The sequence below is a fragment of the Paracoccus everestensis genome, assembly GCF_021491915.1.
Classification (GTDB): domain Bacteria; phylum Pseudomonadota; class Alphaproteobacteria; order Rhodobacterales; family Rhodobacteraceae; genus Paracoccus; species Paracoccus everestensis.
In genome coordinates this window covers 164,390-186,405 of the sequence record NZ_CP090836.1, presented here as the reverse complement: position 1 = coordinate 186,405, position 22,016 = coordinate 164,390, and the positions used below count along the sequence as shown (strand labels likewise).

At 66.9% G+C, this 22,016-nt stretch carries 22 protein-coding genes; 14 read left to right on the top strand and 8 right to left on the bottom strand.

Annotation, left to right across the window (positions count from 1 at the left end; genetic code table 11):
• Window positions 1-35: 35 nt before the first annotated feature.
• From tsaE to hslV, 6 genes are all read left to right on the top strand, one after another.
• Window positions 36-1,436, top strand: coding sequence for a tRNA (adenosine(37)-N6)-threonylcarbamoyltransferase complex ATPase subunit type 1 TsaE (gene tsaE / locus LZ585_RS00900; RefSeq protein WP_234854555.1), 1,401 nt, complete (start codon window positions 36-38; stop codon window positions 1,434-1,436).
• Window positions 1,424-2,092 (top strand): nucleotidyltransferase family protein, encoded by a 669-nt coding sequence (locus LZ585_RS00895; RefSeq protein WP_234854554.1) that lies wholly within the window; start codon window positions 1,424-1,426, stop codon window positions 2,090-2,092. The genes tsaE and LZ585_RS00895 overlap by 13 nt, the downstream gene beginning before the upstream one ends.
• The gene (addB, locus tag LZ585_RS00890; protein ID WP_234854552.1) at window positions 2,085-5,060 is read left to right on the top strand and encodes a double-strand break repair protein AddB; all 2,976 of its coding nucleotides are present in this window, start codon (window positions 2,085-2,087) and stop codon (window positions 5,058-5,060) included. Before LZ585_RS00895 ends, addB begins: the two co-directional genes overlap by 8 nt.
• Window positions 5,053-8,424: a double-strand break repair helicase AddA gene (gene addA, locus LZ585_RS00885; protein ID WP_234854550.1), complete on the top strand. Its 3,372-nt coding sequence runs from the start codon at window positions 5,053-5,055 to the stop codon at window positions 8,422-8,424. Before addB ends, addA begins: the two co-directional genes overlap by 8 nt.
• Before the next feature lie 54 nt (window positions 8,425-8,478).
• Window positions 8,479-8,799, top strand: coding sequence for a thioredoxin (trxA, locus tag LZ585_RS00880; protein ID WP_234854548.1), 321 nt, complete (start codon window positions 8,479-8,481; stop codon window positions 8,797-8,799).
• Between the two features lie 75 nt (window positions 8,800-8,874).
• Complete coding sequence (gene hslV, locus LZ585_RS00875) at window positions 8,875-9,432, top strand: ATP-dependent protease subunit HslV (protein WP_234854546.1); 558 nt, start codon at window positions 8,875-8,877, stop codon at window positions 9,430-9,432.
• A 52-nt stretch (window positions 9,433-9,484) separates the two neighbouring features.
• On the opposite strand, the gene LZ585_RS00870 is transcribed toward hslV, so the two are convergent.
• Together LZ585_RS00870 and LZ585_RS00865 are read right to left on the bottom strand one after the other, a co-directional pair.
• A complete protein-coding gene (locus tag LZ585_RS00870; RefSeq protein WP_234854545.1) occupies window positions 9,485-9,976 on the bottom strand; it encodes a pyridoxamine 5'-phosphate oxidase family protein in 492 nt (163 codons plus the stop codon).
• 16 nt (window positions 9,977-9,992) lie between these two features.
• A complete protein-coding gene (locus LZ585_RS00865; RefSeq protein ID WP_234854543.1) occupies window positions 9,993-10,580 on the bottom strand; it encodes a GNAT family N-acetyltransferase in 588 nt (195 codons plus the stop codon).
• A 114-nt stretch (window positions 10,581-10,694) separates the two neighbouring features.
• Between LZ585_RS00865 and hslU the strand changes: the two genes are divergently transcribed.
• The 3 genes from hslU to LZ585_RS00850 all read left to right on the top strand — a co-directional run bounded on the left by hslU (window position 10,695) and on the right by LZ585_RS00850 (window position 13,376).
• Entirely contained in the window at window positions 10,695-12,002 is a 1,308-nt protein-coding gene (hslU, locus tag LZ585_RS00860) for an ATP-dependent protease ATPase subunit HslU (RefSeq protein WP_234854541.1), read from the top strand.
• A gap of 54 nt (window positions 12,003-12,056) precedes the next feature.
• On the top strand, window positions 12,057-12,233 hold the full coding sequence (locus LZ585_RS00855) for a PLD nuclease N-terminal domain-containing protein (protein WP_234854539.1): 177 nt from the start codon (window positions 12,057-12,059) through the stop codon (window positions 12,231-12,233).
• Window positions 12,234-12,308: 75 nt separating this feature from the next.
• On the top strand, window positions 12,309-13,376 hold the full coding sequence (locus LZ585_RS00850) for an alpha/beta hydrolase (protein WP_234854538.1): 1,068 nt from the start codon (window positions 12,309-12,311) through the stop codon (window positions 13,374-13,376).
• 32 nt (window positions 13,377-13,408) lie between these two features.
• Here the strand turns inward: LZ585_RS00850 and LZ585_RS00845 are convergent, their stop codons facing one another.
• Both LZ585_RS00845 and LZ585_RS00840 read right to left on the bottom strand, forming a co-directional pair.
• Window positions 13,409-13,990 (bottom strand): Smr/MutS family protein, encoded by a 582-nt coding sequence (locus LZ585_RS00845; RefSeq protein ID WP_234854536.1) that lies wholly within the window; start codon window positions 13,988-13,990, stop codon window positions 13,409-13,411.
• On the bottom strand, window positions 13,990-14,646 hold the full coding sequence (locus LZ585_RS00840; RefSeq protein WP_234855870.1) for a Tim44/TimA family putative adaptor protein: 657 nt from the start codon (window positions 14,644-14,646) through the stop codon (window positions 13,990-13,992). The genes LZ585_RS00845 and LZ585_RS00840 overlap by 1 nt, the downstream gene beginning before the upstream one ends.
• Before the next feature lie 108 nt (window positions 14,647-14,754).
• On the opposite strand from LZ585_RS00840, the gene LZ585_RS00835 reads away from it, so the two are divergent.
• The 3 genes from LZ585_RS00835 to LZ585_RS00825 are packed head-to-tail and all read left to right on the top strand — an operon-like array spanning window position 14,755 to window position 16,477.
• Window positions 14,755-15,288 (top strand): FxsA family protein, encoded by a 534-nt coding sequence (locus LZ585_RS00835; protein ID WP_234854534.1) that lies wholly within the window; start codon window positions 14,755-14,757, stop codon window positions 15,286-15,288.
• 58 nt (window positions 15,289-15,346) lie between these two features.
• Window positions 15,347-15,862 (top strand): protein-export chaperone SecB, encoded by a 516-nt coding sequence (gene secB, locus LZ585_RS00830; protein WP_234854532.1) that lies wholly within the window; start codon window positions 15,347-15,349, stop codon window positions 15,860-15,862.
• Between the two features lie 6 nt (window positions 15,863-15,868).
• Window positions 15,869-16,477, top strand: a complete 609-nt coding sequence (locus tag LZ585_RS00825; protein ID WP_234854531.1) for an HD domain-containing protein — start codon at window positions 15,869-15,871, stop codon at window positions 16,475-16,477.
• Window positions 16,478-16,519: 42 nt separating this feature from the next.
• On the opposite strand, the gene LZ585_RS00820 is transcribed toward LZ585_RS00825, so the two are convergent.
• The 3 genes from LZ585_RS00820 to LZ585_RS00810 all read right to left on the bottom strand — a co-directional run bounded on the left by LZ585_RS00820 (window position 16,520) and on the right by LZ585_RS00810 (window position 18,166).
• Window positions 16,520-16,831: an H-NS histone family protein gene (locus LZ585_RS00820; protein ID WP_234855869.1), complete on the bottom strand. Its 312-nt coding sequence runs from the start codon at window positions 16,829-16,831 to the stop codon at window positions 16,520-16,522.
• Window positions 16,832-16,907: 76 nt separating this feature from the next.
• The gene (locus tag LZ585_RS00815; protein ID WP_234854529.1) at window positions 16,908-17,468 is read right to left on the bottom strand and encodes an ActR/PrrA/RegA family redox response regulator transcription factor; all 561 of its coding nucleotides are present in this window, start codon (window positions 17,466-17,468) and stop codon (window positions 16,908-16,910) included.
• 68 nt (window positions 17,469-17,536) lie between these two features.
• The gene (locus LZ585_RS00810) at window positions 17,537-18,166 is read right to left on the bottom strand and encodes an SCO family protein (protein ID WP_234854528.1); all 630 of its coding nucleotides are present in this window, start codon (window positions 18,164-18,166) and stop codon (window positions 17,537-17,539) included.
• Between the two features lie 93 nt (window positions 18,167-18,259).
• Here LZ585_RS00810 and LZ585_RS00805 point away from each other — a divergent pair, with 93 nt between their 5' ends.
• Window positions 18,260-19,570 (top strand): ActS/PrrB/RegB family redox-sensitive histidine kinase, encoded by a 1,311-nt coding sequence (locus LZ585_RS00805; protein ID WP_256445635.1) that lies wholly within the window; start codon window positions 18,260-18,262, stop codon window positions 19,568-19,570.
• 61 nt (window positions 19,571-19,631) lie between these two features.
• Complete coding sequence (locus LZ585_RS00800; RefSeq protein ID WP_234854525.1) at window positions 19,632-21,206, top strand: PAS-domain containing protein; 1,575 nt, start codon at window positions 19,632-19,634, stop codon at window positions 21,204-21,206.
• Between the two features lie 5 nt (window positions 21,207-21,211).
• Here the strand turns inward: LZ585_RS00800 and LZ585_RS00795 are convergent, their stop codons facing one another.
• A complete protein-coding gene (locus LZ585_RS00795; protein ID WP_234854523.1) occupies window positions 21,212-21,859 on the bottom strand; it encodes a GntR family transcriptional regulator in 648 nt (215 codons plus the stop codon).
• Between the last annotated feature and the right edge of the window lie 157 nt (window positions 21,860-22,016).

The window sequence follows — 22,016 nt, the reverse complement described above, 5'->3', positions numbered from 1 at the left end:
TTCCCCCCGCAGGACGAAGCCGCTAGAAACATCCCATGACCACGCGCCTGCCCGCAGATGAAACCCTGACCGCCGCCCTGGCGCGGATGCTGGCCGCCACGCTGCGGCCCGGCCAGACGATCCTGCTGGACGGGCCGGTGGGGGCAGGCAAGACCCATTTCGCCCGGGCCTTCATCCGCGCCCGCCAGGGCGATGCGGCCGAGGACGTGCCCAGCCCGACATTCACCCTGGTCCAGACCTATGACGACCCCATGGGCACCGAGATCTGGCACGCCGACCTGTATCGCCTGTCCGATCCGTCGGAACTGGCCGAACTGGGCCTGGACGAGGCGCTGGCGGACGCCATCTGCCTGATCGAATGGCCCGACCGGCTGGACCGCCTGCCCGACGGTGCGATCACGGTGGCGATCGCTGCCCATGCCGATCCTGACGTGCGGGAAATCACCTTGATCGCCCCTGACGCCGCCCGGATCGCGGCACGCGCCGCCTTTGCGGCAGGCGCGGGATGGGGGGGTGCGCGGGTGCTGCCGCTGGCGGGCGATGCCTCGGCCCGGCGGTATTTCCGGCTGACGGGCGCAGGGGGCAGCGCGGTGCTGATGGACGATCCTACGGGGGCTTGCGCGCCTTTCGCAAGGATGACGGAATGGTTGCGCGGGCATGGTTTCGGGGCGCCCGAAATCCTGGCGCAGGATCAAGACGCGGGGCTTCTGCTGGTGCAGGATCTGGGCGACGATCTGGTGGCCCGCGTGCTGGAACGCGACCCGGGCATGGCGCCGGGGGTCTATGACCGGATCACGGATTTCCTGGCCGAGCTGCACCGCTGCCCGGTCCCGGATTTCGTGGCCCCCTTGGACGGTCCGACCCTGGCCGATCAGGTGGGACTGTTCGCCGACTGGTATCCGCAGGCGGCGGGCGCGGCGGGGGGGCAGGAGATCGCGCCCGTGATCGCCCGGCTTCATGCCGATCTGGCCACGGACGTGCCGCCCGTGCTGTCCTTGCGCGACTTTCATGCCGAAAACCTGATCTGGCGGGGCGAGGCACCTTTGGGCCTGATCGATTATCAGGACGCGGTGGCCTGCCATCCGGCCTATGACCTGGTATCCGCCCTGCAGGACGCGCGCCGCGACGTGGACCCGGCCATCGAGACCGCCTGCGTCACGCGTTATCTGGCGGCCTCCGGGCTGGACGCAGACCGCTTCCGCGCGGCTTATGCCTTGCTGGGCGCACAGCGGAACCTGCGGATCCTGGGCATCTTCACGCGGCTGTGCCTTCGCGACGGCAAGGCGCGATACCTGGATTTCATGCCGCGCGTCTGGGGCTATGTGCAACGCAACCTGGCCCATCCGGCGCTTGCGCCCTTGGCCGATGCTGTCGCTGCCCTGCCGGCCCCCGACGCCGCCGTCATCGAAAGGATCCGTGCCCGATGCGCCCGCTGATGATCTTTGCCGCGGGGCTGGGCACGCGGATGCGCCCGCTGACCGACAGACTGCCGAAACCCCTGATTCACGTGGGCGGCCGAACGCTGCTGGACCGCGCGCTTGATCTGGGCCGGGATGCCGGGGTGGGGCCGGTGGTCGTGAATACCCATTACCTGGGCGACCAGATCGCCGCGCATCTGGCAGGCCAAGACGTGGCCATCAGCGATGAGGCAGGCGCGATCCTGGACACCGGCGGCGGCCTGCGCCAGGCCCTTCCCCTGCTGGGCCAGGGGCCGGTGATGACGCTGAACCCCGACGTGGTCTGGACCGGGCCGAACCCGCTGGCCGCGTTGGACGCCGCCTGGCGCGACGACATGGACGCGCTTTTGATGCTGATCCCGCTGGACCGGGCTGCCGCACGGCAGGGGACCGGGGATTTCGCAATGGATGCGCAAGGCCGCATCGCGCGGCAAGGCGATTTCGTCTATGGAGGCGCGCAGATCATCCGCCCGGACCGGCTGGCCGGTATCCCGGACCGGGTGTTTTCCCTGAACCGCCTGTGGGATCTGCTGATCGCGGACGGGCGCGCCCATGGCATCGTTCATCGGGGCGGCTGGTGCGACGTGGGCTATCCCCAGGCGATCCCCCTGGCAGAACAGGTGCTGCATGGCTGAACCCTGCTTTCGCGGCCTTTACGCCCTGCCGCCGGGCATCGACTTCGCCCATGAATTCGTGGCCGGATTCCTGGACCGCATGGCCGGCCAGCCGCCCGAGGCGATGGCCCGCGTCACCATCTATGCCAATGCCGCGCGCACGCTGGCGGAACTGAAATGCGGCTTCGACCTGCGCGGGCCGCTGCTGCTGCCGCGGCTTTTGCCGGTCACGAACCTGGAAAGCCCCGCGATGCTGGGCCAGGTCGAATCCGCCCCTCTGGCACGGCGGCTGCAACTGGCCCGGTTGGTGGCGGGGCTGCTGGCGACGCGGCCCGACCTGGCATCGGGCCATTCCATCGCGGCGCTTGCCCGGTCGCTGTCGGACCTGATGCAGGAAATGCAGACCGAAGGGCTGGGGCCGGACGCGCTTGAAGGCATCGACACCGGCGATCATGCCCGGCATTGGCAGAACGCCCTGGTCTTCCTGCGCATTGCGGCGCGCTTTCACCTGGACGGCCCGCCGATGGACCGGGGCGCACGGCAACGGCTGGCGGCCGAAATCCTGTGCGACGACTGGTCAAAGGGCCGGAACCTGCCCGACGGCCCGGTGATCGTCGTGGGATCGACCGGATCGCATGGCGCGACGCGGCTGTTCATGGAGGCCGTGGCACGGCTGCCCGAAGGCGCGGTTGTGCTGCCGGGCTTTGACTTCGACCAGCCCCAATCGGTCTGGGACAGCCTGGACCACAAGGCCGAAGATCATCCCCAGGCCCGCTTCGCCCCCCTGATCCACGCCCTGGGACGCCCCGCCCGCTGGACCCACACGCCCCCCCCGGTGCCGGGGCGCAACCGGCTGGTGTCGCTGGCGCTGCGGCCCGCGCCCGTCACCGACCAGTGGATCGCCGAAGGCCCGCGCCTGCCCGACCTGATGGCGCCGACCGAAGGCCTGACCCTGATCGAGACCGAGCAGCCCGGCCAGGAAGCCGAGGTCATTGCCCTGATCCTGCGCGATTGCGCCGAACGCCACGCCCCCGCCACGCTGATCGCGGCGGACGGCAACCTGATCCGGCGGGTGAACGCCGCGCTTGACCGCTGGCGCCTGTGCCCCGACGAAAGCGCGGGCCAGCCCTTGTCGCTGACCGGACACGGGTTGTTCATGCGCCATATCGCCGCCCTGTTCGGCGAGGCGCTGAGCATCGACCGCCTGTTGGTGCTGCTGAAGCATCCCCTGGCCCTGACCGGATCGCCCCTGGTCGGCGCGAACGAGGCGCGGCTTCTGGCGCGCGACCTGGAACTGGAACTGCGCCGCAACGGCCCGGCCTTTCCGGACGGCGAATGCCTGCGGACCTGGGGTTCAAGGGGGGACGCGCTGCGCAAGACCTGGGCGGAATGGCTGGCCGACGGGCTGGACCTGATCACGCCGCTGGTCCGGGACCGCCTGCCCCGCCCCCTGCCCGACCGTCTGCGCGACCTGATCGCCCTGGCCGAGGGGATTGCCGCGGGTCCGGGCGGCAATGCCGCGGCGTCCAAGCTGTGGGGGGACCATGTAGGCTCGCTTCTGCGCGCGACGATGGATCACCTGGCCGAACACGCGGGCCATGGGCCGGATCTGGGCCCGCAGGATTTCTGCGCCCTGCTTCTGGACGAACTGGGCCAGCAATCCGTCCGGGTGGAAGGCGATGCCCATTACCTGCATATCCGCGGCCCGCGCGAGGCGCGGATCGTGGGCCAGGGCATCGTGATCCTGTCGGGCCTGAACGAAGGCGGCTGGCCCCAGCAGTTGAAGCCCGATCCCTGGCTGTCGCGGCAGATGCGCCTGGCGGCCGGGCTGCCGTTGCCGGAACGCCAGATCGGGCTGGCCGCGCATGATTTCCAGCAGGTGATGGGCGTGGAGCAGGTGATCCTGACCCGCGCGCGACGCGATGCCGAGGCGGAAACGATCCCATCCCGCTGGCTGAACCGGCTGACCAACCTGATGGGTGGCCTGCCCGAACGCAGCGGTCCCGCCGCGCTTGCGGCGATGCGGGCGCGGGGCCATGCCTGGCTGGCCCTTGCCATGGCGGTCTCTCATCCGGCAAGAACGGTGCCACCCAGCCCCCGTCCCGCGCCGGTCCCGCCCGGCCCCCCGTTCCGCGAATTGCCGGTCACAGATGTGTCGCTGCTGATCCGCGATCCTTATGCGGTTTACGCCAAGCGCGTGCTGGGCTTGCGCCCGCTGCCCGCGCTGCGGCCCGAACCCGATGCCGCCCTGCGCGGCCAGACGCTGCATTCCATTGTCGAGGCGTGGCTTGGCACCCGGCCCGAACCCGATATGCCCCATGCGGCGCTGAAGGCCCGGTTCCTGGCCTTGACGGCGGAAATCCTGGCCCGCGACGTGCCCTGGCCCGCCGCCCGCGCCTTCTGGGCCGCGCGAATGGAACGGATCGCCGACCGGATCGTGGCAGACGAACTTGCCCGCCTGGCCGAGGGTCGCCCGGTGATCGTCGAAAAGCGCGGCAAGGTGACCCTGCCGGGACTGGATTTCACCCTGTCCGCCAAGCCTGACCGGATCGACCTTCTGCATGACGGATGCGTGATGATCTATGACTACAAGTCCGGCACGCCGCCCACCGACAAGCAGATCGCGGCCTTTGACAAGCAGTTGATCCTGGAAGCCGCGATGGCCCGACGCGGCGGCTTCGACGCGCTTGGCCCGGTCGATGTCGCGGGCATCCGCTATATCCAGCTGGGAGGAGAGGGGGAAACGCAGGTCCGCGACTATTCCCCCGAACTCGAGGACGAGAACTGGAACGGCTTTCTGCGGCTCGTCGCCTCCTATCTTGCGGGGGACACGGGATTTGCCTCCATGCGGGCGCCCGAACAGACCAGCTATGCGGGCGACTACGATCACCTGGCGCGGTTCGGCGAATGGTCGCTGGCCGACGCGCCGCACGTGGAGAAGGTCGGATTGGAAAAGGTCGGATTGGAAAAGGGAAACGGGCATGGATGAAGCCAGCCTCAACCAGATCGCCGCTGCCGATCCCCTGCGCTCCACCTGGCTGACGGCCAATGCCGGGTCGGGCAAGACCCGCGTGCTGACCGACCGGGTGGCCCGCCTGCTGCTGGCCGGGACCGCGCCCGAACGCATCCTGTGCCTGACCTATACCAAGGCCGCCGCGACCGAGATGCAGAACCGCCTTTTGCGCCGCCTGGGCCAATGGGCGATGCTGCCCGAAGCCGACCTGCGGCGCGAACTGGCGGAACTGGGCGAAGGCGGGGATCCCGACTTGGCCGAGGCGCGGCGCCTGTTTGCGCGCGCCATCGAGACGCCGGGCGGGCTGAAGGTCCAGACCATCCACAGCTTCTGCGCGGCCCTGCTGCGGCGCTTTCCGCTGGAGGCAGGCGTCCCGATGGGGTTCCGGGAACTGGACGACCGGTCGGCCCGTGTCCTGCGCGCCCAGATCCTCGACCAGATGGCAGCCGGGAACGATCCCGCGATCCGCGACCTGGCGGCGCTTGTGTCGGGCGACGACCTGGACGCCTTTCTGGGGGGGCTGTCGGAATCGGATTTCACCCGCGATCCCGATCCCGCGCCGATCTGGCGGTCGATGGGGCTGCCCCCCGACATGGACGAAGCCGCGCTTCTGGCGCGTGTCTTTGACGGCAACGAAGGCGATCTGTTCGACGCCCTGATCCCGATCCTCAGCGGCAGCGGGGCCAAGGACGGCAAGCTGGCCGAATACCTGTCCAAGGGCAACTGGCGCAATCCCGGCCACGCCGAACTGCATCTTTTGTGCAAATGCCTGCTGTTTGGCGCCACGGCGCGCGTTCCCTTCGGTCCCAAGATCGGCGACATCCCCACCAAGGCGCTGCGCCAGGGCGCCTGCGCGCAATACATGGCCGCCCTGGACGGCTTGATGCAGCGCGTGGCCGATGCCCGGTGCCTGGCCCTGGGCCTGCATCTGGCGCAAAAGACCTTGGCCCTGCACCGCTTTGCCCATCATTTCACCCGACAGGTGGCGGTCGAGAAATCCGCCCAGGGCTGGCTGGATTTCGACGACCTGATCCGCCGCACCGCCGAGTTGCTGGAGGAATCCAGCATGGCGCAATGGGTCTTGTGGCGCCTGGACGGGGGCATCGACCATATCCTGGTCGATGAAGCCCAGGACACCAGCCCCGAGCAATGGCGGGTGATCCGGCGGCTGACGGATGAATTCACGAGCGGGGAAGGCGCGCATGACCGGCCCCGGACGCTGTTCGTGGTGGGCGATCCGAAACAGTCGATCTATTCCTTCCAGGGCGCCGACATCGCGGTCTTTGAATCGGTCCGCGACCGCTTCCGCCAGGATTTCGAGGCGGTCGCCCAGCCCATGCAGCAGCGCGGCCTGTCCCATTCGTTCCGGTCCTCGCCCGCGATCCTGTCGCTGGTCGATACCGTCTTTCAGGGCGACGCGGCCGAAGGCCTGGGCGACCCGCCCCGCCACATCGCCTTTCGCGACGGACTGCCCGGCCGCGTGGACATCTGGCCGGCCCTGCCGGAACCTGAAAAGCCCGAACGCGGCGACTGGACCACGCCGGTCGATGCGCCGGCCGAAAACGCCGCCGACACGCAACTGGCCCGCGCCGTGGCGCGAGAGGTCAAGGCCATCATCGGCACGCCCATCACCGACGCCAAGACCGGCCAGGTGCGCGCGATCGGGCCGGGCGACATCCAGATCCTTGTCCAGCGGCGGGCCGGGCTGTTCGACGACCTGATCCGCGAACTGAAGGCCGCAGGCCTGCCCGTGGCGGGCGCCGACCGGCTGAAACTTGCGGCCGAACTGGCCGTGCGCGACATCACCGCGACGCTGTCGGTGGTGTCCACCCCCGAGGACGACCTGTGCCTGGCCGCGATCCTGCGGTCCCCGCTGTTCGGCCTGACCGAGGACGACCTTTACCGCCTGGCTGCGGGCCGGGGACGGCATTACCTGTGGGAACGGCTGCGCGCCTCGCCCCACCGCCGGGCCTACGAGGTCCTGAGCGACCTGATGGGCCGGACGGACCAGTTGCGTCCCTATGAACTGATCTCGCGCCTGCTGGTGCGCCACGGGGGCCGCGCGGCGCTGCTGGCCCGCCTGGGACCAGAGGCCGAGGACGGCATCGACGAACTTCTGTCGCAGGCCTTGGCCTATGACACGGTAGAGACGCCGTCGCTGACGGGCTTTCTGGTCTGGCTGGGCCGCGACGACGTGCAGGTGAAGCGCCAGTTGCCGGGCGGCGGGGGCGGCCTGATCCGGGTGATGACGGTCCACGGATCCAAGGGGCTGGAAAGCCCGGTGGTGATCCTGCCCGAAACCCGCAAGCGCAGGCCCGGTCGCGGCCAGCCGCTGATCCGCCTGGACGACCTGCCCGCCTGGCGCGGCATTGCCGCCGACCGCCCCGACCCGGTGGCCGAGGCAGTGGCCGATCACGAATTGCGCCAGGAACAGGAACGGCGTCGGCTTTTGTATGTCGCGATGACGCGGGCGGAAAGCTGGCTGATCGTGGCGGCGGCCGGTCCCACGGGCGAGCTGCTGGACTCATGGCATTCGATGATCGCCATGGGCGCCGCGCGCAGCGCCCTTCCCCAGACCAGCATCGAGATCGAGGGCATCGGCACCGCGCAGCGCCTGTCCTTTGGCGAATGGCCCGACTTGGCCGTAAGCCTGGAACGCAAGGCCGCGCCCATGGTCCGGCGCCCTGCCTGGTCGGACCGGCCCGCCCCCCCGCCGCCGCCGCGCATCCAGGCCATTGCAGCGACCGGCCTGGGGGGCGCCAAGGTGATCGGCGTCCAGGGCGACGACCGCGATCCCACCGCCGCCATGCTGCGCGGCACAAGGCTGCACCTGCTGCTGGAACGGTTGCCTCACCTGCCCCCCCTCGACTGGCCGCGCGCCGCGCGCGCCCTGCTCGCGGGGGCCGAGGGGGGCCTGCCCGATGCTGCCGAACTGGCCGAGCTTCTGGCCGAGGCGGCGGCGGTCATCACCGCGCCCGACCTGGCCCAGGTCATGACGCCCGATCCCAAGGCCCAGGTCCTGGCCGAGGTGGCGCTGACCGCTCCTTTGCCAGGGCTTGGCATGGTCCATGGCGCCATCGACCGGCTGATCGTCACGGACGACCGGATCCTGGCCGTGGACTACAAGTCCAACATCGTCGTTCCGGGCCGCCCCGAGGATACGCCCGAGGGGATCCTGCGCCAGATGGCCGCCTATCGCGCCGCGCTGCGGATGATCTGGCCCGCCCGGCCCGTCCAGATCGCGATCCTGTGGACGGCCGCGCGCAGCCTGATGCCCATTCCCGATCCGGTTCTGGACCGCGCCATGGCTGCCCTTGACCGGCGGGCCATGGCTTCATAGCTGTAAGATCAGCTTTGCCGCATCCCGCCGGCATCCCCATCAAGGAGCGAAAGCATGGCCACCGTGCACGTCAACGACACCCAGTTCGACAGCGAAGTCCGCCAATCCGACACCCCGGTCGTGGTGGACTTCTGGGCGGAATGGTGCGGCCCCTGCAAGCAGATCGGCCCGGCCCTGGAAGAACTGTCCAACGAATACGCGGGCCGCGTGAAGATCGTGAAGGTCAACGTGGACGAAAATCCCGAACAGGCTGCGGCCCTTGGCGTTCGCGGCATCCCGGCCTTGTTCCTGTTCAAGGGCGGCGAGGTCGTGTCGAACCGCATGGGCGCCGCGCCCAAGGCCGCCTTGAAGACCTGGATCGACGAATCCATCTGACCGGCCCCCGGGGCCACATGGGGCGGCGGCCAGCGGGCGGCCGCCCTTTTTCATTGAGAACGACGGAGACCCCTTATGGCGGATGACAGATTTCCCGGCTGGCACGGCACCACGATCCTGGCGGTCCGGCGCGGCGGCCGCGTGGTGGTTGCGGGCGACGGCCAGGTCAGCGTCGGCCAGACGGTGATGAAGGGCACGGCCCGCAAGGTGCGGCGCCTGACGCCGGGCGGGCGCGACGTGGTGGTGGGCTTTGCCGGATCGACTGCGGATGCCTTTACCCTGCTGGAACGGCTGGAAAAGAAACTGGAAGCCGCCCCCGGACAGTTGCAGCGCGCCTGCGTCGATCTGGCAAAGGACTGGCGCATGGACAAGTACCTGCGCAACCTGGAAGCCATGCTGATCGTCACCGACGGGCGGGAACTGTATGTCGTGACCGGGGCGGGCGACGTTCTGGAACCCGAACATGACGTGGCGGCGATCGGATCGGGCGGCAACTTCGCCCTGGCCGCTGCGCGGGGGCTGCTGGAAGGCGAAGGCGACGCCGAGACCGTGGCCCGCAGGGCCATGGCCATCGCGGCGGATATCTGCGTCTACACCAACGGCAACCTGACGGTCGAGGTTATCGGCGCCTGAACGCGCAACACCGGGCCAAGGCCCGGTCCGGTGTTGCGACAGCGGAAAAGGGTTACAGCCGGACGGTGGCCACGTTGTCCTTATAGCTTTCCTTGGGATCGCTGATGCCAAGGGCCACCATGGCGCCGGCCACGATGCTGGATGCATCAAGCCAGATTTCGGCCTTTTGCGGATCGAATCGCAGCAAGGCCAGCTTGGGGTCGTCCTTGCCATGTTCATACCAGGCCGCGACATGGGCGTTCCACAACCGGTCCACGACCGCCGGGTCGGTGTTTTCGGTCAGCGTGCCTTCGATCGAGGCCCACAGATCGTGCCCCTTGGACACGAACTGCGCCGCGCTGTCCTGCGACCCGCCCGCCAGCTTTTCCACCAGGGCATTGTCCTTGGAGGTAAAGAACCACAGCGGCCCGTGATCCCCTTCCTCGATCTGCGAGGTCATGGGCCGGGCATGGCCGTGTTCGCCGCCCACAAGGCCCAGCATCACGGTCATGTCAGAGCGCAGGGCTTTCCAAAGGCGGGCTTTCAGGTCTTCGGGCGTGGGCATCTCGGATCCTCCGGTATCAGATGTCCGGGCCAACGTGGGGCCTGCCCGATTGTTCCGCACCGGGCGCTGCGTCGCCGGGTCCGTCATGGCGCATCAGAAGAACGTCACCTGTCCGCCCTGCCAGGCCCGCAATCTTGCGAAACCCGGCCTTCTGATAGGCTCGAATCGCCCGCTGGTTCGAGATGTCGGGGTCGATGACGATGTTGTCATGCCCTTCCGCCCGCAGCATGGCGACGAATTCGGCCAAAGCTCGGGATCCGATCCCCTGCGACAGCAGGTCCGGCGGGCCGATGGACAAGTCGACGCCCACCGAATCGTCGGGCAGGGCCATCAGCCAGGGAGCTTCGGTCAACCAGGGCTCGACCCGCGCATCGGCGATCCGCCAGACCTGGATGTAACCGGCGGGCTGGCCGTCCAGGCAGAACAGAAAGGCCCGCGTGCTGTCGCGCCCTTCGATCATGTCGCGGATATAGCCAAGCTCGGTTTCGACCTCGTCGCTCCACCATTCCCGCCAATGCGGCTGGTCCATCCAGCGCGCGATCAGGGGAAGATCCGTGGCTGTGATGGGGCTGAAGGACAAGGCTGGCGGGGTCGTCGGGGTCATGACCGCCATCATGCCGACGGGCGGACCCGCCGATCAAGCACAGTCTGTCGGCGACATCCCTTCAAATTGCGGGTCCAAGCCTATATCTGCCCATCAAACCAAGAAGGCTGACCCATGACCGACCTGACCCCGCGCGAGATCGTTTCCGAACTGGACCGCTTCATCATCGGACAGAAGGACGCCAAGCGCGCCGTTGCGGTGGCGCTGCGCAACCGCTGGCGCCGCAAGCAACTGGGCGACGACCTGCGCGACGAGGTATATCCCAAGAACATCCTGATGATCGGCCCGACCGGCGTCGGCAAGACCGAGATCAGCCGCCGTTTGGCGAAACTGGCCAACGCCCCCTTCATCAAGGTCGAGGCAACCAAGTTCACCGAGGTGGGCTATGTCGGCCGCGACGTGGAACAGATCATCCGCGACCTGACCGACGCCGCAATGATCGACACGCGCGAGCGGATGCGCGAGGCGGTCAAGGCCCGCGCCCACAAGTCGGCCGAGGATCGCGTGATCGAGGCGCTTGCCGGCAAGGACGCCCGCGACGGCACCCGCCAGATGTTCCGCGACAAGCTGAAACGCGGTGAACTGGACGACACCGTGATCGAGCTTGAGGTCCAGGATACCTCGAATCCTCTGGGTGCGATGGAAATTCCGGGCCAGCCGGGGCAGCCCCTAGGCGGCATGATGGATTTGTCAGGGCTGATGAAGGCCTTTGGCGGGCGGCGGGTGCGGCGCAAGATGACCGTATCCGAAAGCTATGACCTGCTGATCGCCGAGGAAGCCGACAAGCTGTTGGAAGACGACGCCGTCAAGGCCGCCGCCTTGGACGCCGTGCAGCAGAACGGCATCGTCTTCATCGACGAGATCGACAAGGTCTGCACCCGGTCGGACGCGCGCGGCGGCGATGTCAGCCGCGAGGGCGTGCAGCGCGACCTGCTGCCCTTGATCGAGGGCACGACGGTTTCCACCAAATACGGACCAGTGAAAACCGACCATATCCTGTTCATCGCCTCGGGCGCCTTTCACGTGGCCAAGCCCAGCGACCTGTTGCCGGAACTGCAGGGCCGCCTGCCGATTCGGGTCGAGCTGCGGGCTTTGACGGAAGACGACTTCATCCGCATCCTGACCGAAACCGACAACGCCCTGACCCGCCAATACACCGCCCTGATGGCGACCGAGGGCGTGACCGTGGGCTTTGCCGACGACGGCATCGCGGCCCTTGCCCGCATCGCGGCCGAGGTGAACGCGGCGGTGGAAAACATCGGCGCCCGCAGGCTTTACACCGTGATCGAACGGGTGTTCGAGGAACTGTCCTTCAGCGCCCCCGACAAGGGCGGCGAGACGGTCGAGGTGGATGCCGCCTATGTCGAGCGCCACTTGGGCGATCTGGCGCGGTCCACGGATTTGTCGCGCTATGTGCTGTAACGGAACCGACCCGCGCGGCTGCGGGTTGGCGATGCAGAACACAGGGGACTGATCATGGGTTACGTTTTCGGGATCATCATCTTCGTGCTGGATGTCTGGGCCATTGCCTCTGTCATCAACACGAATACCAGCATGGGCACCAAGATCCTGTGGATCGCCCTGATCGCGATCCTGCCGGTGGTCGGACTGATCATCTGGTATTTCGCCGGACCCAAGGCCAATTACGGCTGATCCATCCTCCATTGGATCTGGTCCGGCCCGGATTTCTGGGGCAGGTTGCCGCAACCGTTTCCGTAAAGGTGACGCTTGCGGCATATCTTTCTTTGTCTTGTCCTGATCCTGTCCGGCTGCGCCCCGCGCGGCGCGTTGATGCTGGCGCCCGATGGATACCAGCCGGGCATCGTCGAAACCGTCTGGATCGCCTCGCAACGCAGCCTGTCGGGCGATCATCTGCCGCAGCCATGGTATTCGCGCATCGACGTGTCGGTTCCCGTGGACCGTGCGGCGGGAAACCTGGCCTATTCCCGTCCGGACGGGAATCCTGACCGGCAGTTCCTGGTCAGCGGCGGTGGCCGTCTTGCGAATGCCGATGCCTTTCGCCGCGCCATCGAACAGGATCTGGCCCGCCGTGCGCCGGACGACCGCGACATCATCCTGTTCGTCCACGGCTATAACTACAGCTTCGCCGAAGGGGTCTATCGCACCGCCCAACTGGCCCATGACCTGCAACTGCCGGGGGTCCATGCGCATTTTTCCTGGCCCTCGCGGATGAAGCCCTATGCCTATGCGGGTGACCGCGACGCGGCGCTGTATTCCCGCGACGGCTTGGTGCAGACCATCGACCTGCTGGCGCGGACACAGGGCCGGGGCAAGATCGTGCTGATGGCTCATTCCATGGGCGGGCAGTTGCTGATGGAAGGCTTGCGCCAGATGGCCCTGTCCGGGCGGCGCGACCTGATCGACCGGATCGACGGCGTGGTCCTGATGTCGCCCGACCTGGATCTGCGGCTGTTCCGGTCGCAGGTCCGCGCCATCGGGCCGCTGCCCCGGCCCTTTGTCATCATGACCTCGCCCCGCGACCGGGCGCTGCAATTGTCGGCGCTGCTGTCAGACGAGCCGCTGCGGCTGGGCAATATCCCCGATGCCCGCCCGGTGGCGGATCTGGATGTGATCGTGGTGGATACCGGGGCGTTCGACACGGGATACGGCCATTTCAATGTCGCTGATTCCCCGGCCCTGCAGCAGATCCTGACGCGAATGCGTGATCTGGACCGGATCCTGCCCGACCAGGGGGGTGCGGCGCCCGGCCTGATCGGCGGGGCGGTCAGTCGGGTCGAACAGGCGGTGCAGGTTGTGCTGTCCCCGGCGTTCTAGGCTTCGGGGACATGGCGGGGTGCAATCCCGTCCTAGGGGCTGCGGCGCAGATAGACGTAATAGGCGCCCTCGCCCCCATGGCGGTAATGGGCTGCCGTGACTTGCTGGACGACGGGGGCCAGGGGCTGCATATGCAACCAGTGCGGAACCTGGTGGCGCAGGGCGCCGGGACGGGCGGGCAGCGGGCCGTGATCGCCCCGGCCCTTGCCGGTGATTACCAGGACCAGCCGCCGCCCCTGGGCATGGCTGGACAGGATAAAGCCGATCAACTGGGGATGGGCAGCAGCCAGCGTCATTCCGTGCAGATCCAGCCGCGCCTCGGGCGCCAGCTTGCCCTGCGCCATGCGGCGGTGGGTTTTGTGGTCCATGCGCAGCGGTTGCTGGGTCAGGCGCTGCGCGGGACTGGGGGAATGCGGCAAAGGCGCAGGCCGCGCCGCAGCCATCTGGCCGATGGTGAAATCCGGCAAGGGCGCGCGCAGCATGACGGGCTTGGGGACCGGGCGCAGTTCGGGGTCGATGGGCTTGGGACGCTCGGGATGCATCGGCGCGGCGCTGCGGGCGACGCGCGACCACAGTTCGCGGTCCTCGGGGGTCAGGCCCCGGCGCCTGGCCATCAGCCGGTCGCGACCAATTGCCAGTTCGGGTCGTCCTGGCCCATGCGGCGGGCAAAGGTCCAGGTGTCGCGCTGCTTGCGCGCGGCCTTGGGATCGCCCTCGACGACATTGCCCGCTGCATCGCGCGTCGCGGCGATCAGTTCGCCCACGAAGCGCACAGAAACCTCGGCCATGCCGGTGGCCGGATCGTATTCCGCCCCCGTCAGGGCGGTTTCGCGGGTGCCGATATATTGCGCCGTCACCGTGTGGCCATTGGCGGCGCGGGCGTCGATGACCGACTGGAAGGCCTGCGCCACGGGTTCGGCCAGAAACATCCTGACATCGGACAGATCGCCGCGTTCAAAGGCCATCAGGATCATCTCATAGGCCGATTTTGCGCCGTTGAGGAAATCCATCACGCCAAAGGACGGCTCGGCCGTCTTCATCGCCGCCAGGGCACGGGCCGTCTGGCTGCCTGCCTCGGCATGGTCCAGAATGTCGTGGTCGGCTTCGTCGGGCGTGCCCTCGATCACGTCGAAGCGCGGGCGGGGCGCGTCGGGCGCATCGACCTGGGGCGGCTCGTATCCGCCGCGCGTGCCCAGGACATTGCGCAGCCTCAGGATAAGAAAAATCGCGATCCCGGCCAGGACAAGCAACTGCAACAGCGGGTTGTTCATACGATTGGCCTCATATCCATCTTGGCTGGTATCTGCGATCTGGGTCATTATGTAGGGACCGGACCGGGGCAAGTCCAGTTGTCCCCGGACCTGGAAGGGGGAATCCGCATGAGGATGTTGTGGCTGTTCGCGTTGCTGCCGATCGTCGAGATCGCGCTGTTCATCCAGGTGGGCGGTTGGATCGGGGTCTGGGCAACGCTGGGTCTGGTGGTGCTGGCGGCGGTCGCGGGCGTGGCGGTGATCCGCAGCCAGGGTACCCAGGCCTGGATCCGGGCGCAGCGCAGCTTGGCCGAAATGCGCGATCCGTCCCGTCCCCTGGCCCATGGCATGATGCAGATCCTGGCAGGCGCGCTGTTGATCGTTCCGGGTTTCTTCACCGATTTCGTTGCGCTGCTGCTTTTGATCCCGCCGGTGCGTGATCTGATCATGCGTCGCGCCACCCGGCGGGTGCGTGCCGGGACCGTTCACATGGCCCGGCGCGAAACACATCGCCCGCCTTATGCCGACGGGGTGATCGACGCGGATTACGTGGTCGAGGACACGCCCCCCGCCCGCAACCCGCGCCCGCCCCTGGATTTGCCCGAGGATCTGTCGGGCGATGGCCCGTCGCGGCCCGGTAATTCCGGCTGGACGCGGCATTGAGGCCGTGGCCCGCGCCTGATAGAACGCGGATCAGGATCCCATCCTTCAAGGAAAACCCATGGCCGACGAAACCACCCCCAACGGCGCGGCGCCCGCAGCGCCCCAGGTGAAAATGCAGATCCTGGCGCAATATATCCGCGACCTGTCCTTCGAAAACGCGGTGGCGACCAAGGGCGCCCCCCAGGGCGAGGTTCAGCCCGAGATCACCGTTCAGGTCAGCCTGGATGCCCGCAAGCGCGCGGGCGACAACCAGTACGAGGTGATTTCAAAATTTCGCATCACCTCGACCAACAAGGGCGATAACTCCACCTTGTTCCTGGCCGAACTGGATTATGGCGGGGTTTTCCTGATCGAGGGCGTGCCCGAGGATCAGATGCACCCCTTTCTGATGATCGAATGTCCGCGGATGCTGTTCCCCTTTGTGCGGCGCATCATTTCGGACGTGACGCGCGACGGCGGCTTTCCGCCCTTCAACATGGATCCGGTCGATTTCGTGGCGCTGTATCGCCAGGAACTGGCGCGCCGGGCGCAAAGCCAGCAAACGGGCGCGCCTGCGGATCAGCGGCTGTCCTGACGGGCCATGGCCGCCCGACCGCGCCGGGCCTGGCAGCGGATGCTGTCGGGCCGGCGTCTGGATCTGCTGGATCCGACGCCCCTGGACATCGAGATCACCGACATCGCGCATGGCCTGGCCTTCGTGGCCCGCTGGAACGGCCAGACCATCGGCGACTGGCCTTATTCGGTCGCCGAACATTCGCTGCTGGTGGAAGACATTCTGGCCCGGCTTAATCCAGACATCGAAACCTGCTGGCGGCTGGCCGCGCTTTTGCACGATGCGCCCGAATATGTAATCGGAGACATGATTTCCCCGGTCAAGGCCGCGCTTGGTGCGGAATATGGCCGGATGGACGAACGGCTGGCCGCCGCCATCCATCGCCGCTTCGGCCTGCCTGCGGTCTTACCAGGACCAATAAAGAAGAAAATAAAGGCAGCCGACCGGATTTCTGCCCGGTTGGAGGCCGTTCAAATCGCCGGTTTCACCGAATCCGAGGCGCGGCGTTTATTTCCGCTGCAAAGTGACGCGATTATGTCCGTATTGCACATTCGATTAAGGCCCCCTGCCCAGGCAAGGGCGGCTTTCCTGGACCGCTTCAGCGTGCTGATGAAGACAGCCGGCAGCCCGGCCTGACAAAGGCCGCCCGATTCTGGGCGGCCTTTTTCAAAACAACTGTCAGATCAGCAGATCGTCCAACTGCTTGCCGCCTTCCAGGTTCTCCTGAACCCAACGGGGTTTGCGTCCCCGCCCGGTCCAGGTCATCGTGGGATCGTTGGGATTTGCGTATTTCGGGGCAACCGTGCCGGAACGGCGGGGCTTTGCGCCAGTCAGTTCGGCCAGATTGAAACCATGCTCGCGCGCGGCTCCTTCGATGGCGGCCAATGCCTCGCGGCGTTTCCGATCTTCATAAGAATTAATCGCGCGGTCCAGTTTTCCCCGAAGATCACGCAGATCCTTAAGCGTCATCGTGTCGAGATCTAAGTTCATTTTGTTTGCATCCACATTGAATTACTAAATCGCAATTTGATGCAATTCAGTTTCAATTACAAGATAGCCAAATGTCTTAACGCGGCCCTCTTTTGGCGAGAATACGCTGAAGGGTGCGGCGATGCATATGCAACCGGCGGGCCGTTTCGCTGACATTGCGGTCGCATTGTTCGTAAACGCGTTGAATATGTTCCCATCTTACCCGGTCCGCGGACATCGGATTATCGGGTGGCGGGGGCAGGGATTCCCCACTGGACAGTAACGCAGACGTTACGTCATTTGCGTCGGCAGGCTTTGCCAGATAATCGGTCGCGCCCATTTTCACGGCAGCCACCGCGGTGGCAATGGCGCCATATCCCGTCAGCACGATAATGCGCGCGTCTTCCCGCAAATCCCGCAGCGCCTCGACCACGTCCAGGCCGTTGCCGTCTTCCAGCCGCAGGTCGATCACCGCATAAGCGGGCGGCTGGCTGCGGATCATCGACAGGGCATCGGCCACGCTGACGGCGGTCCGCGTGGCAAAGCCGCGCTTTTCCATCGCGCGGGCCAGCCGGGTCACGAAGATTTCGTCGTCATCCACCAGAAGCAGCGACGGATCGGGGCCTGGATTGATCCGGGCAGTGGTTTCGTCTTCCATGACGCGGCTCGTCCCAGTTTGCGTAAACGGCAACAGTGCCGCAAGCCGGGGGCGGGGGCAATCACTTCTCAGCCAAGCGCATCCACGAAGCAGCCGACGCGTTCCGCCATGATCTCGGGCGGGGTGTCGCGGTTGAAGAAATCGACGGTCTTGTTTCCGGGCAGGACCAGATAGGTGTTGGTCATGTGATCGACCAGGTAATAGTCCTGGTCTTCCTCGTCATTGGCCTTGTAGTAATTCCGCCAGCCCTTGTTGACGGCGGCGATTTCCTCCTCGGATCCGGTCAGGCCGATCATGTCGTCGGAAAACAGGCTGGTGAAATCGGCGACCACTTCGGGCGTATCGCGCTTGGGATCGACGGTGACGAAGACCGTCTGCACGTCCTTGCCTTGTTCGGCCAGCAAGGTCGCGGCCTCGGCGTTGCGGGCGCTGTCCATCGGGCAGACATCGGGGCAAAAGGTATAGCCGAAATACAAAAGCGACGGCTTGGCGAAGACCTGCTGGGCCGTGACGCGCTGCCCGTCCTGTCGGGTCAGGGTAAAGTCGGTGCCGAATGCGTCCATGCCGCCCGCCACCGCGCCGCCTCCGCATCCGGCGAACTGGTCACCCGCCTGGCGCGTGGCCAGCCAGGCGCCCCCCGTTCCCAGCAAGGCCAGGGCTGCCACGGTTCCGATCAGCAGGATCTTGCGGTCGGCCATGATCAAACTCCATTCATCGCGCGCAAATGCGGCGCATTGATCGCCCATCCGGCCCCGCGTATCAAGGTCCGCATCGTCGCACCCCGGTTTCCCATGCCCGACCCGATCTTTCCTCCCTCCGGTCCCGTTTCCCAGGCCGAGCCGATCCGGATGCGGACCCTTGTCCTGCTGCGGTGGTTCGCCATTGCCGGGCAGATGGCGGCGGTGGTGGTCGCGTATCTGATGGGCATCGGTTTCGCGATCCTGCCGGTCCTGGCGCTGATTGCCGCCGCCATCGCCATGAACCTGTGGCAGGGGCTGTCGCCGCCGCGCCGCACCTCGGCCCGGTTGGCGGTGGTGCATCTGACATTCGACGTGATCCAGATTTCCGCGCTGATGGCGCTGACCGGGGGTCTGGCCAATCCCTTTGCCCTGCTGGTCCTGGCGCCGGTGACGGTGGCCGCGACATCGCTGGACTCGCGCCAGACGGTCATGCTGGGCACGGCAACGGTGATCCTGATTTCACTAGCGTCCCTGTTCGGGCTGCCCTTGCTGGACAGCACGGGGCGCGAACTGGTGCTGGCGCCGATCCTGGCGTTGGGGCACTGGGCGGCACTGGTGATCGGGGTGGTGTTCTTTGCGGGATACGCCCACCGGGTCACGGCGGAATTGCAGGCGACCTCGAACGCCCTGTTCGCGACGCAGATGGCCTTGGCGCGCGAACAGCGCCTGCAACACCTGGGCGGCGTCGTCGCGGCGGCCGCGCATGAAATGGGCACGCCGCTGGCCACCATCAAGCTGATCGCGGCCGAGCTTGCGGACGAGCTGGACGACCGCCCCGAATTGCAGGCCGATGCCAACGCGCTGCGCGATTCGGCGGTGCATTGCGGGGAAATCCTGCGCAGCATGGGCCGAGCAGGCAAGGACGACCTGCACCTGCGCGCAGCCCCCCTGCGCACCGTGCTGGAGGATGCCGCCGAACCCCATGCGGGACGCGGCCCGGCGGTGGAAATCCGCGCCGAGGGGCCGGAAATCCGGCGCGACCCGGCAATCATCCACGCATTGCGCAACCTGATCCAGAACGCAGTCGATTTCGCGGCCCATCGGGTCGTGATCGAATCCCAAACCGGCAACGGCTGGCTGGCGGTGACGATCCGTGACGACGGTCCCGGCTATCCGCCCACCCTGCTGGCGCGGATCGGCGATCCTTATCTGACCAGCAAGCGGGGCGGGGCGCAGCGCGAAGGCTATGATGGCATGGGTTTGGGCCTGTTCATCGCCAAGACCCTGCTGGAACGGTCGGGCGCGCGGCTGGATTTCAACAACGGCGGGCCGGGCGCGGTCGTCACCGTCCGCTGGCCGCTGGACCGGATCGCCGCCGACGCGCGCGCCCCCTTGGGCGACAATCCCGCATGGGTGCCGTGACGTTTTAACTGTTCGTTAAGCCCGTTCGCTTTATGGTTGTCCAAACGCGAAGGAGCTGTGGATGTCCCTGCACGGTATCGGGCTGGTCTTGCTGGCGGTCCTGACGGGCACCGTCTCGGTCCTGCTGGCGATCGCTACCTTGCGGTGGTGGGACCGTGGCCCGGGGCGGCGCGGACCGCGCCTGCCGCAGGGCCTGGACAGCAGCCTGAAGCCGATGGTGCTGTTGTTCCGCGATCAGCAGCTGGTCGATGCGACGCCGCCCGCGCGCGCGCTGCTGGACCGCATTTCCGCGCCCGAGGGCGAATGGACGCGCCTGTTGCAATGGATCGGCCCCCGCTTTCCCGAGGCCATCGACGGGCTGGGGCGGATCGACCGGGCGGGGCGGTTCGAATGCCTTGGCCAGTCCGGCACCGGCAGCGCGACCCTGCGCCTGCTGGTGGAACAGATAGATCCGGGCCTGCTGCGCATCACCATCACCGATCCCCAGGCCGAATATGCGGGCATCATCGTCGATTCCATGTCCCAGCAGGCGATGGAGGAGGAACTGGACCTGCTGCGCCGGTCCCTGGACCAGACGCCCATGCTGGTCTGGCGCCAAGACGCAGAGGAACGGGTGACCTGGGCCAATGCCGCCTATCTGCGCCGGGCCGAGGGGCAGTCGGACGAACCCATCGGCTGGCCCCTGCCGCGCCTGCTGGATTCGCCGCGCCCGGTTCCCGGCGCCGGCACGCGGACCCGGCGGGCATCGCTGAACCAGAACGGCGCGGTGTCCTGGTACGACTGCCACAGCCACCAGGTGGGCGATCAGACGATGATGTTCGCCCTGCCCGCCGATGCCGCGGTGCGCGCTGAGCGATCCTTGCGCGAATTCGTCCAGACCCTGACCAAGACATTCGCCGACCTGCCCATCGGCCTGGCGATCTTTGACCGGCAGCGGCATCTGCAATTGTTCAACCCGGCGCTGATCGACCTGACCAACCTGCCCACGGGCTTCCTGACCGCGCGGCCCACATTGTTCGACCTGCTGGACAAGCTGCGCGAATTGCGGATGGTGCCCGAACCCAAGGATTTCCGAAGCTGGCGCCAGCGGATGAGCAATCTGGAAAGCTCGGCCGCCACCGGCCATCATGTCGAGGAATGGTCCCTGCCGGGCGGCCAGACCTATCGCGTGACGGGCAGGCCGCATCCCGACGGCGCGGTGGCCTTCCTGTTCGAGGATATCACCTCCGAGATGAGCCTGACCCGCAAGTTCCGGGCCGAACTGACCCTGGGCCATGCCATCCTGGACAACCTAGGTGACGCCGTGGCGGTCTTTGGTCCCGAGGGGCAGGTGGTCATGTGCAACCGGGCTTATCGCGACTTGTGGCCCGACGGTTCCAGCAACTTGTCCAATGCGGTTTCCTGCTGGCAGCCCCAGGGGGAACCCGGTCCGGGGGTCGAGGCACTTGGCGCCCGGCTGACCCAGCCCGAATCCGGCCTGCGCGACAGCGGCCTGATGGCCGGCCCGCAGGGTCAGCTGCTGGGCTGGACGGTGACGAAGCTGGGTGCCGGACGGCAGATGGTGCGTTTCCGCCTGCCCGATCCCGCCGCGCCGTCGCAGGGGGATGATCAGCCATTGCTGGCAAGCGCAGGCTGACGCCCTCAGCCCAACCGCGCAAAGGCTGCTAGGACCACGCGTTCCGATTCGTCCAGATAAGCCGCCAGCATTGCCGCAGCCTGTGCCTGTTCACCCTGCATCAGCAGGTCCAGGATCTGGCGATTCCGGTCGATATAGGGTTCGTGCAGCCGTTCGGGGCTGTCCAGCAGGCCAAAGGCCAACCGCATTTCGGCGATGATCCGGGCAAAAAAGCCTTGCAGGCGGGCGCTGTCGGTCAGGGCCACGATGGCGGCATGGAATTCCATGTTCGCGCTGCCCACAGCGCGCCAATCCTGCGCCTCGCGCGCGGCGCGGGCCTTTTCGACGGCACTGTGCATCTGTGCCACCGCCTCGTGCCGGGGCCAGGCATGGGCCAGGGCAGGCACCTCGATCAGGCGGCGGACGCGATAGATATCGACAATGCTTGCCATGGACGGCACGGCCACGAAGACGCCCCGGTTGGGTTCATGGCGCAACAAACCTTCGCGCGTCAGCAGGCGGAAAACCTCGCGCAAGGTGTTGCGGGACACGCCCAGATCGGCGGCCAGCCGGGTTTCCGACAGCCGCTGGCCCGGCGGCAAGGCGCCCCCGGTGATGTCGTTTCGCAAACGCGATGCCGTTTCCTCGGCCAGGCCCAGCGGGTCCGTGATCATTGTCTGTCCCTGTTCATTGCCGCAGGATGGCCGGGCAGGACGTGACAGGCAAGCCGGACAGGAACCGATCGCGGTATTTCCCATGTCTTTGAAAGAACAACATCCAGGACTTCTGCCGAGCGATCAGGCATTTCCAACCTTTTGCAATGGCTTTTTG

Excerpts from the sequence above, each read along its gene's own strand:
- LZ585_RS00865 (WP_234854543.1), bottom strand. The coding sequence starts at position 10,580 with ATGACCCCGACGACCCCGCCAGCCTTGTCCTTCAGCCCCATCACAGCC.
- secB (WP_234854532.1), top strand. The coding sequence starts at position 15,347 with ATGGCCGACGAAACCACCCCCAACGGCGCGGCGCCCGCAGCGCCCCAG.
- LZ585_RS00800 (WP_234854525.1), top strand. The coding sequence starts at position 19,632 with ATGTCCCTGCACGGTATCGGGCTGGTCTTGCTGGCGGTCCTGACGGGC.
- LZ585_RS00805 (WP_256445635.1), top strand. The coding sequence starts at position 18,260 with ATGCCCGACCCGATCTTTCCTCCCTCCGGTCCCGTTTCCCAGGCCGAG.
- LZ585_RS00820 (WP_234855869.1), bottom strand. The coding sequence starts at position 16,831 with ATGAACTTAGATCTCGACACGATGACGCTTAAGGATCTGCGTGATCTT.
- LZ585_RS00815 (WP_234854529.1), bottom strand. The coding sequence starts at position 17,468 with ATGGAAGACGAAACCACTGCCCGGATCAATCCAGGCCCCGATCCGTCG.
- LZ585_RS00870 (WP_234854545.1), bottom strand. The coding sequence starts at position 9,976 with ATGCCCACGCCCGAAGACCTGAAAGCCCGCCTTTGGAAAGCCCTGCGC.
- addB (WP_234854552.1), top strand. The coding sequence starts at position 2,085 with ATGGCTGAACCCTGCTTTCGCGGCCTTTACGCCCTGCCGCCGGGCATC.
- LZ585_RS00825 (WP_234854531.1), top strand. The coding sequence starts at position 15,869 with ATGGCCGCCCGACCGCGCCGGGCCTGGCAGCGGATGCTGTCGGGCCGG.
- LZ585_RS00855 (WP_234854539.1), top strand. The coding sequence starts at position 12,057 with ATGGGTTACGTTTTCGGGATCATCATCTTCGTGCTGGATGTCTGGGCC.
- hslV (WP_234854546.1), top strand. The coding sequence starts at position 8,875 with ATGGCGGATGACAGATTTCCCGGCTGGCACGGCACCACGATCCTGGCG.
- LZ585_RS00810 (WP_234854528.1), bottom strand. The coding sequence starts at position 18,166 with ATGGCCGACCGCAAGATCCTGCTGATCGGAACCGTGGCAGCCCTGGCC.
- LZ585_RS00835 (WP_234854534.1), top strand. The coding sequence starts at position 14,755 with ATGAGGATGTTGTGGCTGTTCGCGTTGCTGCCGATCGTCGAGATCGCG.
- tsaE (WP_234854555.1), top strand. The coding sequence starts at position 36 with ATGACCACGCGCCTGCCCGCAGATGAAACCCTGACCGCCGCCCTGGCG.
- LZ585_RS00895 (WP_234854554.1), top strand. The coding sequence starts at position 1,424 with ATGCGCCCGCTGATGATCTTTGCCGCGGGGCTGGGCACGCGGATGCGC.
- LZ585_RS00845 (WP_234854536.1), bottom strand. The coding sequence starts at position 13,990 with ATGGCCAGGCGCCGGGGCCTGACCCCCGAGGACCGCGAACTGTGGTCG.
- hslU (WP_234854541.1), top strand. The coding sequence starts at position 10,695 with ATGACCGACCTGACCCCGCGCGAGATCGTTTCCGAACTGGACCGCTTC.
- LZ585_RS00795 (WP_234854523.1), bottom strand. The coding sequence starts at position 21,859 with ATGATCACGGACCCGCTGGGCCTGGCCGAGGAAACGGCATCGCGTTTG.
- trxA (WP_234854548.1), top strand. The coding sequence starts at position 8,479 with ATGGCCACCGTGCACGTCAACGACACCCAGTTCGACAGCGAAGTCCGC.
- LZ585_RS00840 (WP_234855870.1), bottom strand. The coding sequence starts at position 14,646 with ATGAACAACCCGCTGTTGCAGTTGCTTGTCCTGGCCGGGATCGCGATT.
- addA (WP_234854550.1), top strand. The coding sequence starts at position 5,053 with ATGGATGAAGCCAGCCTCAACCAGATCGCCGCTGCCGATCCCCTGCGC.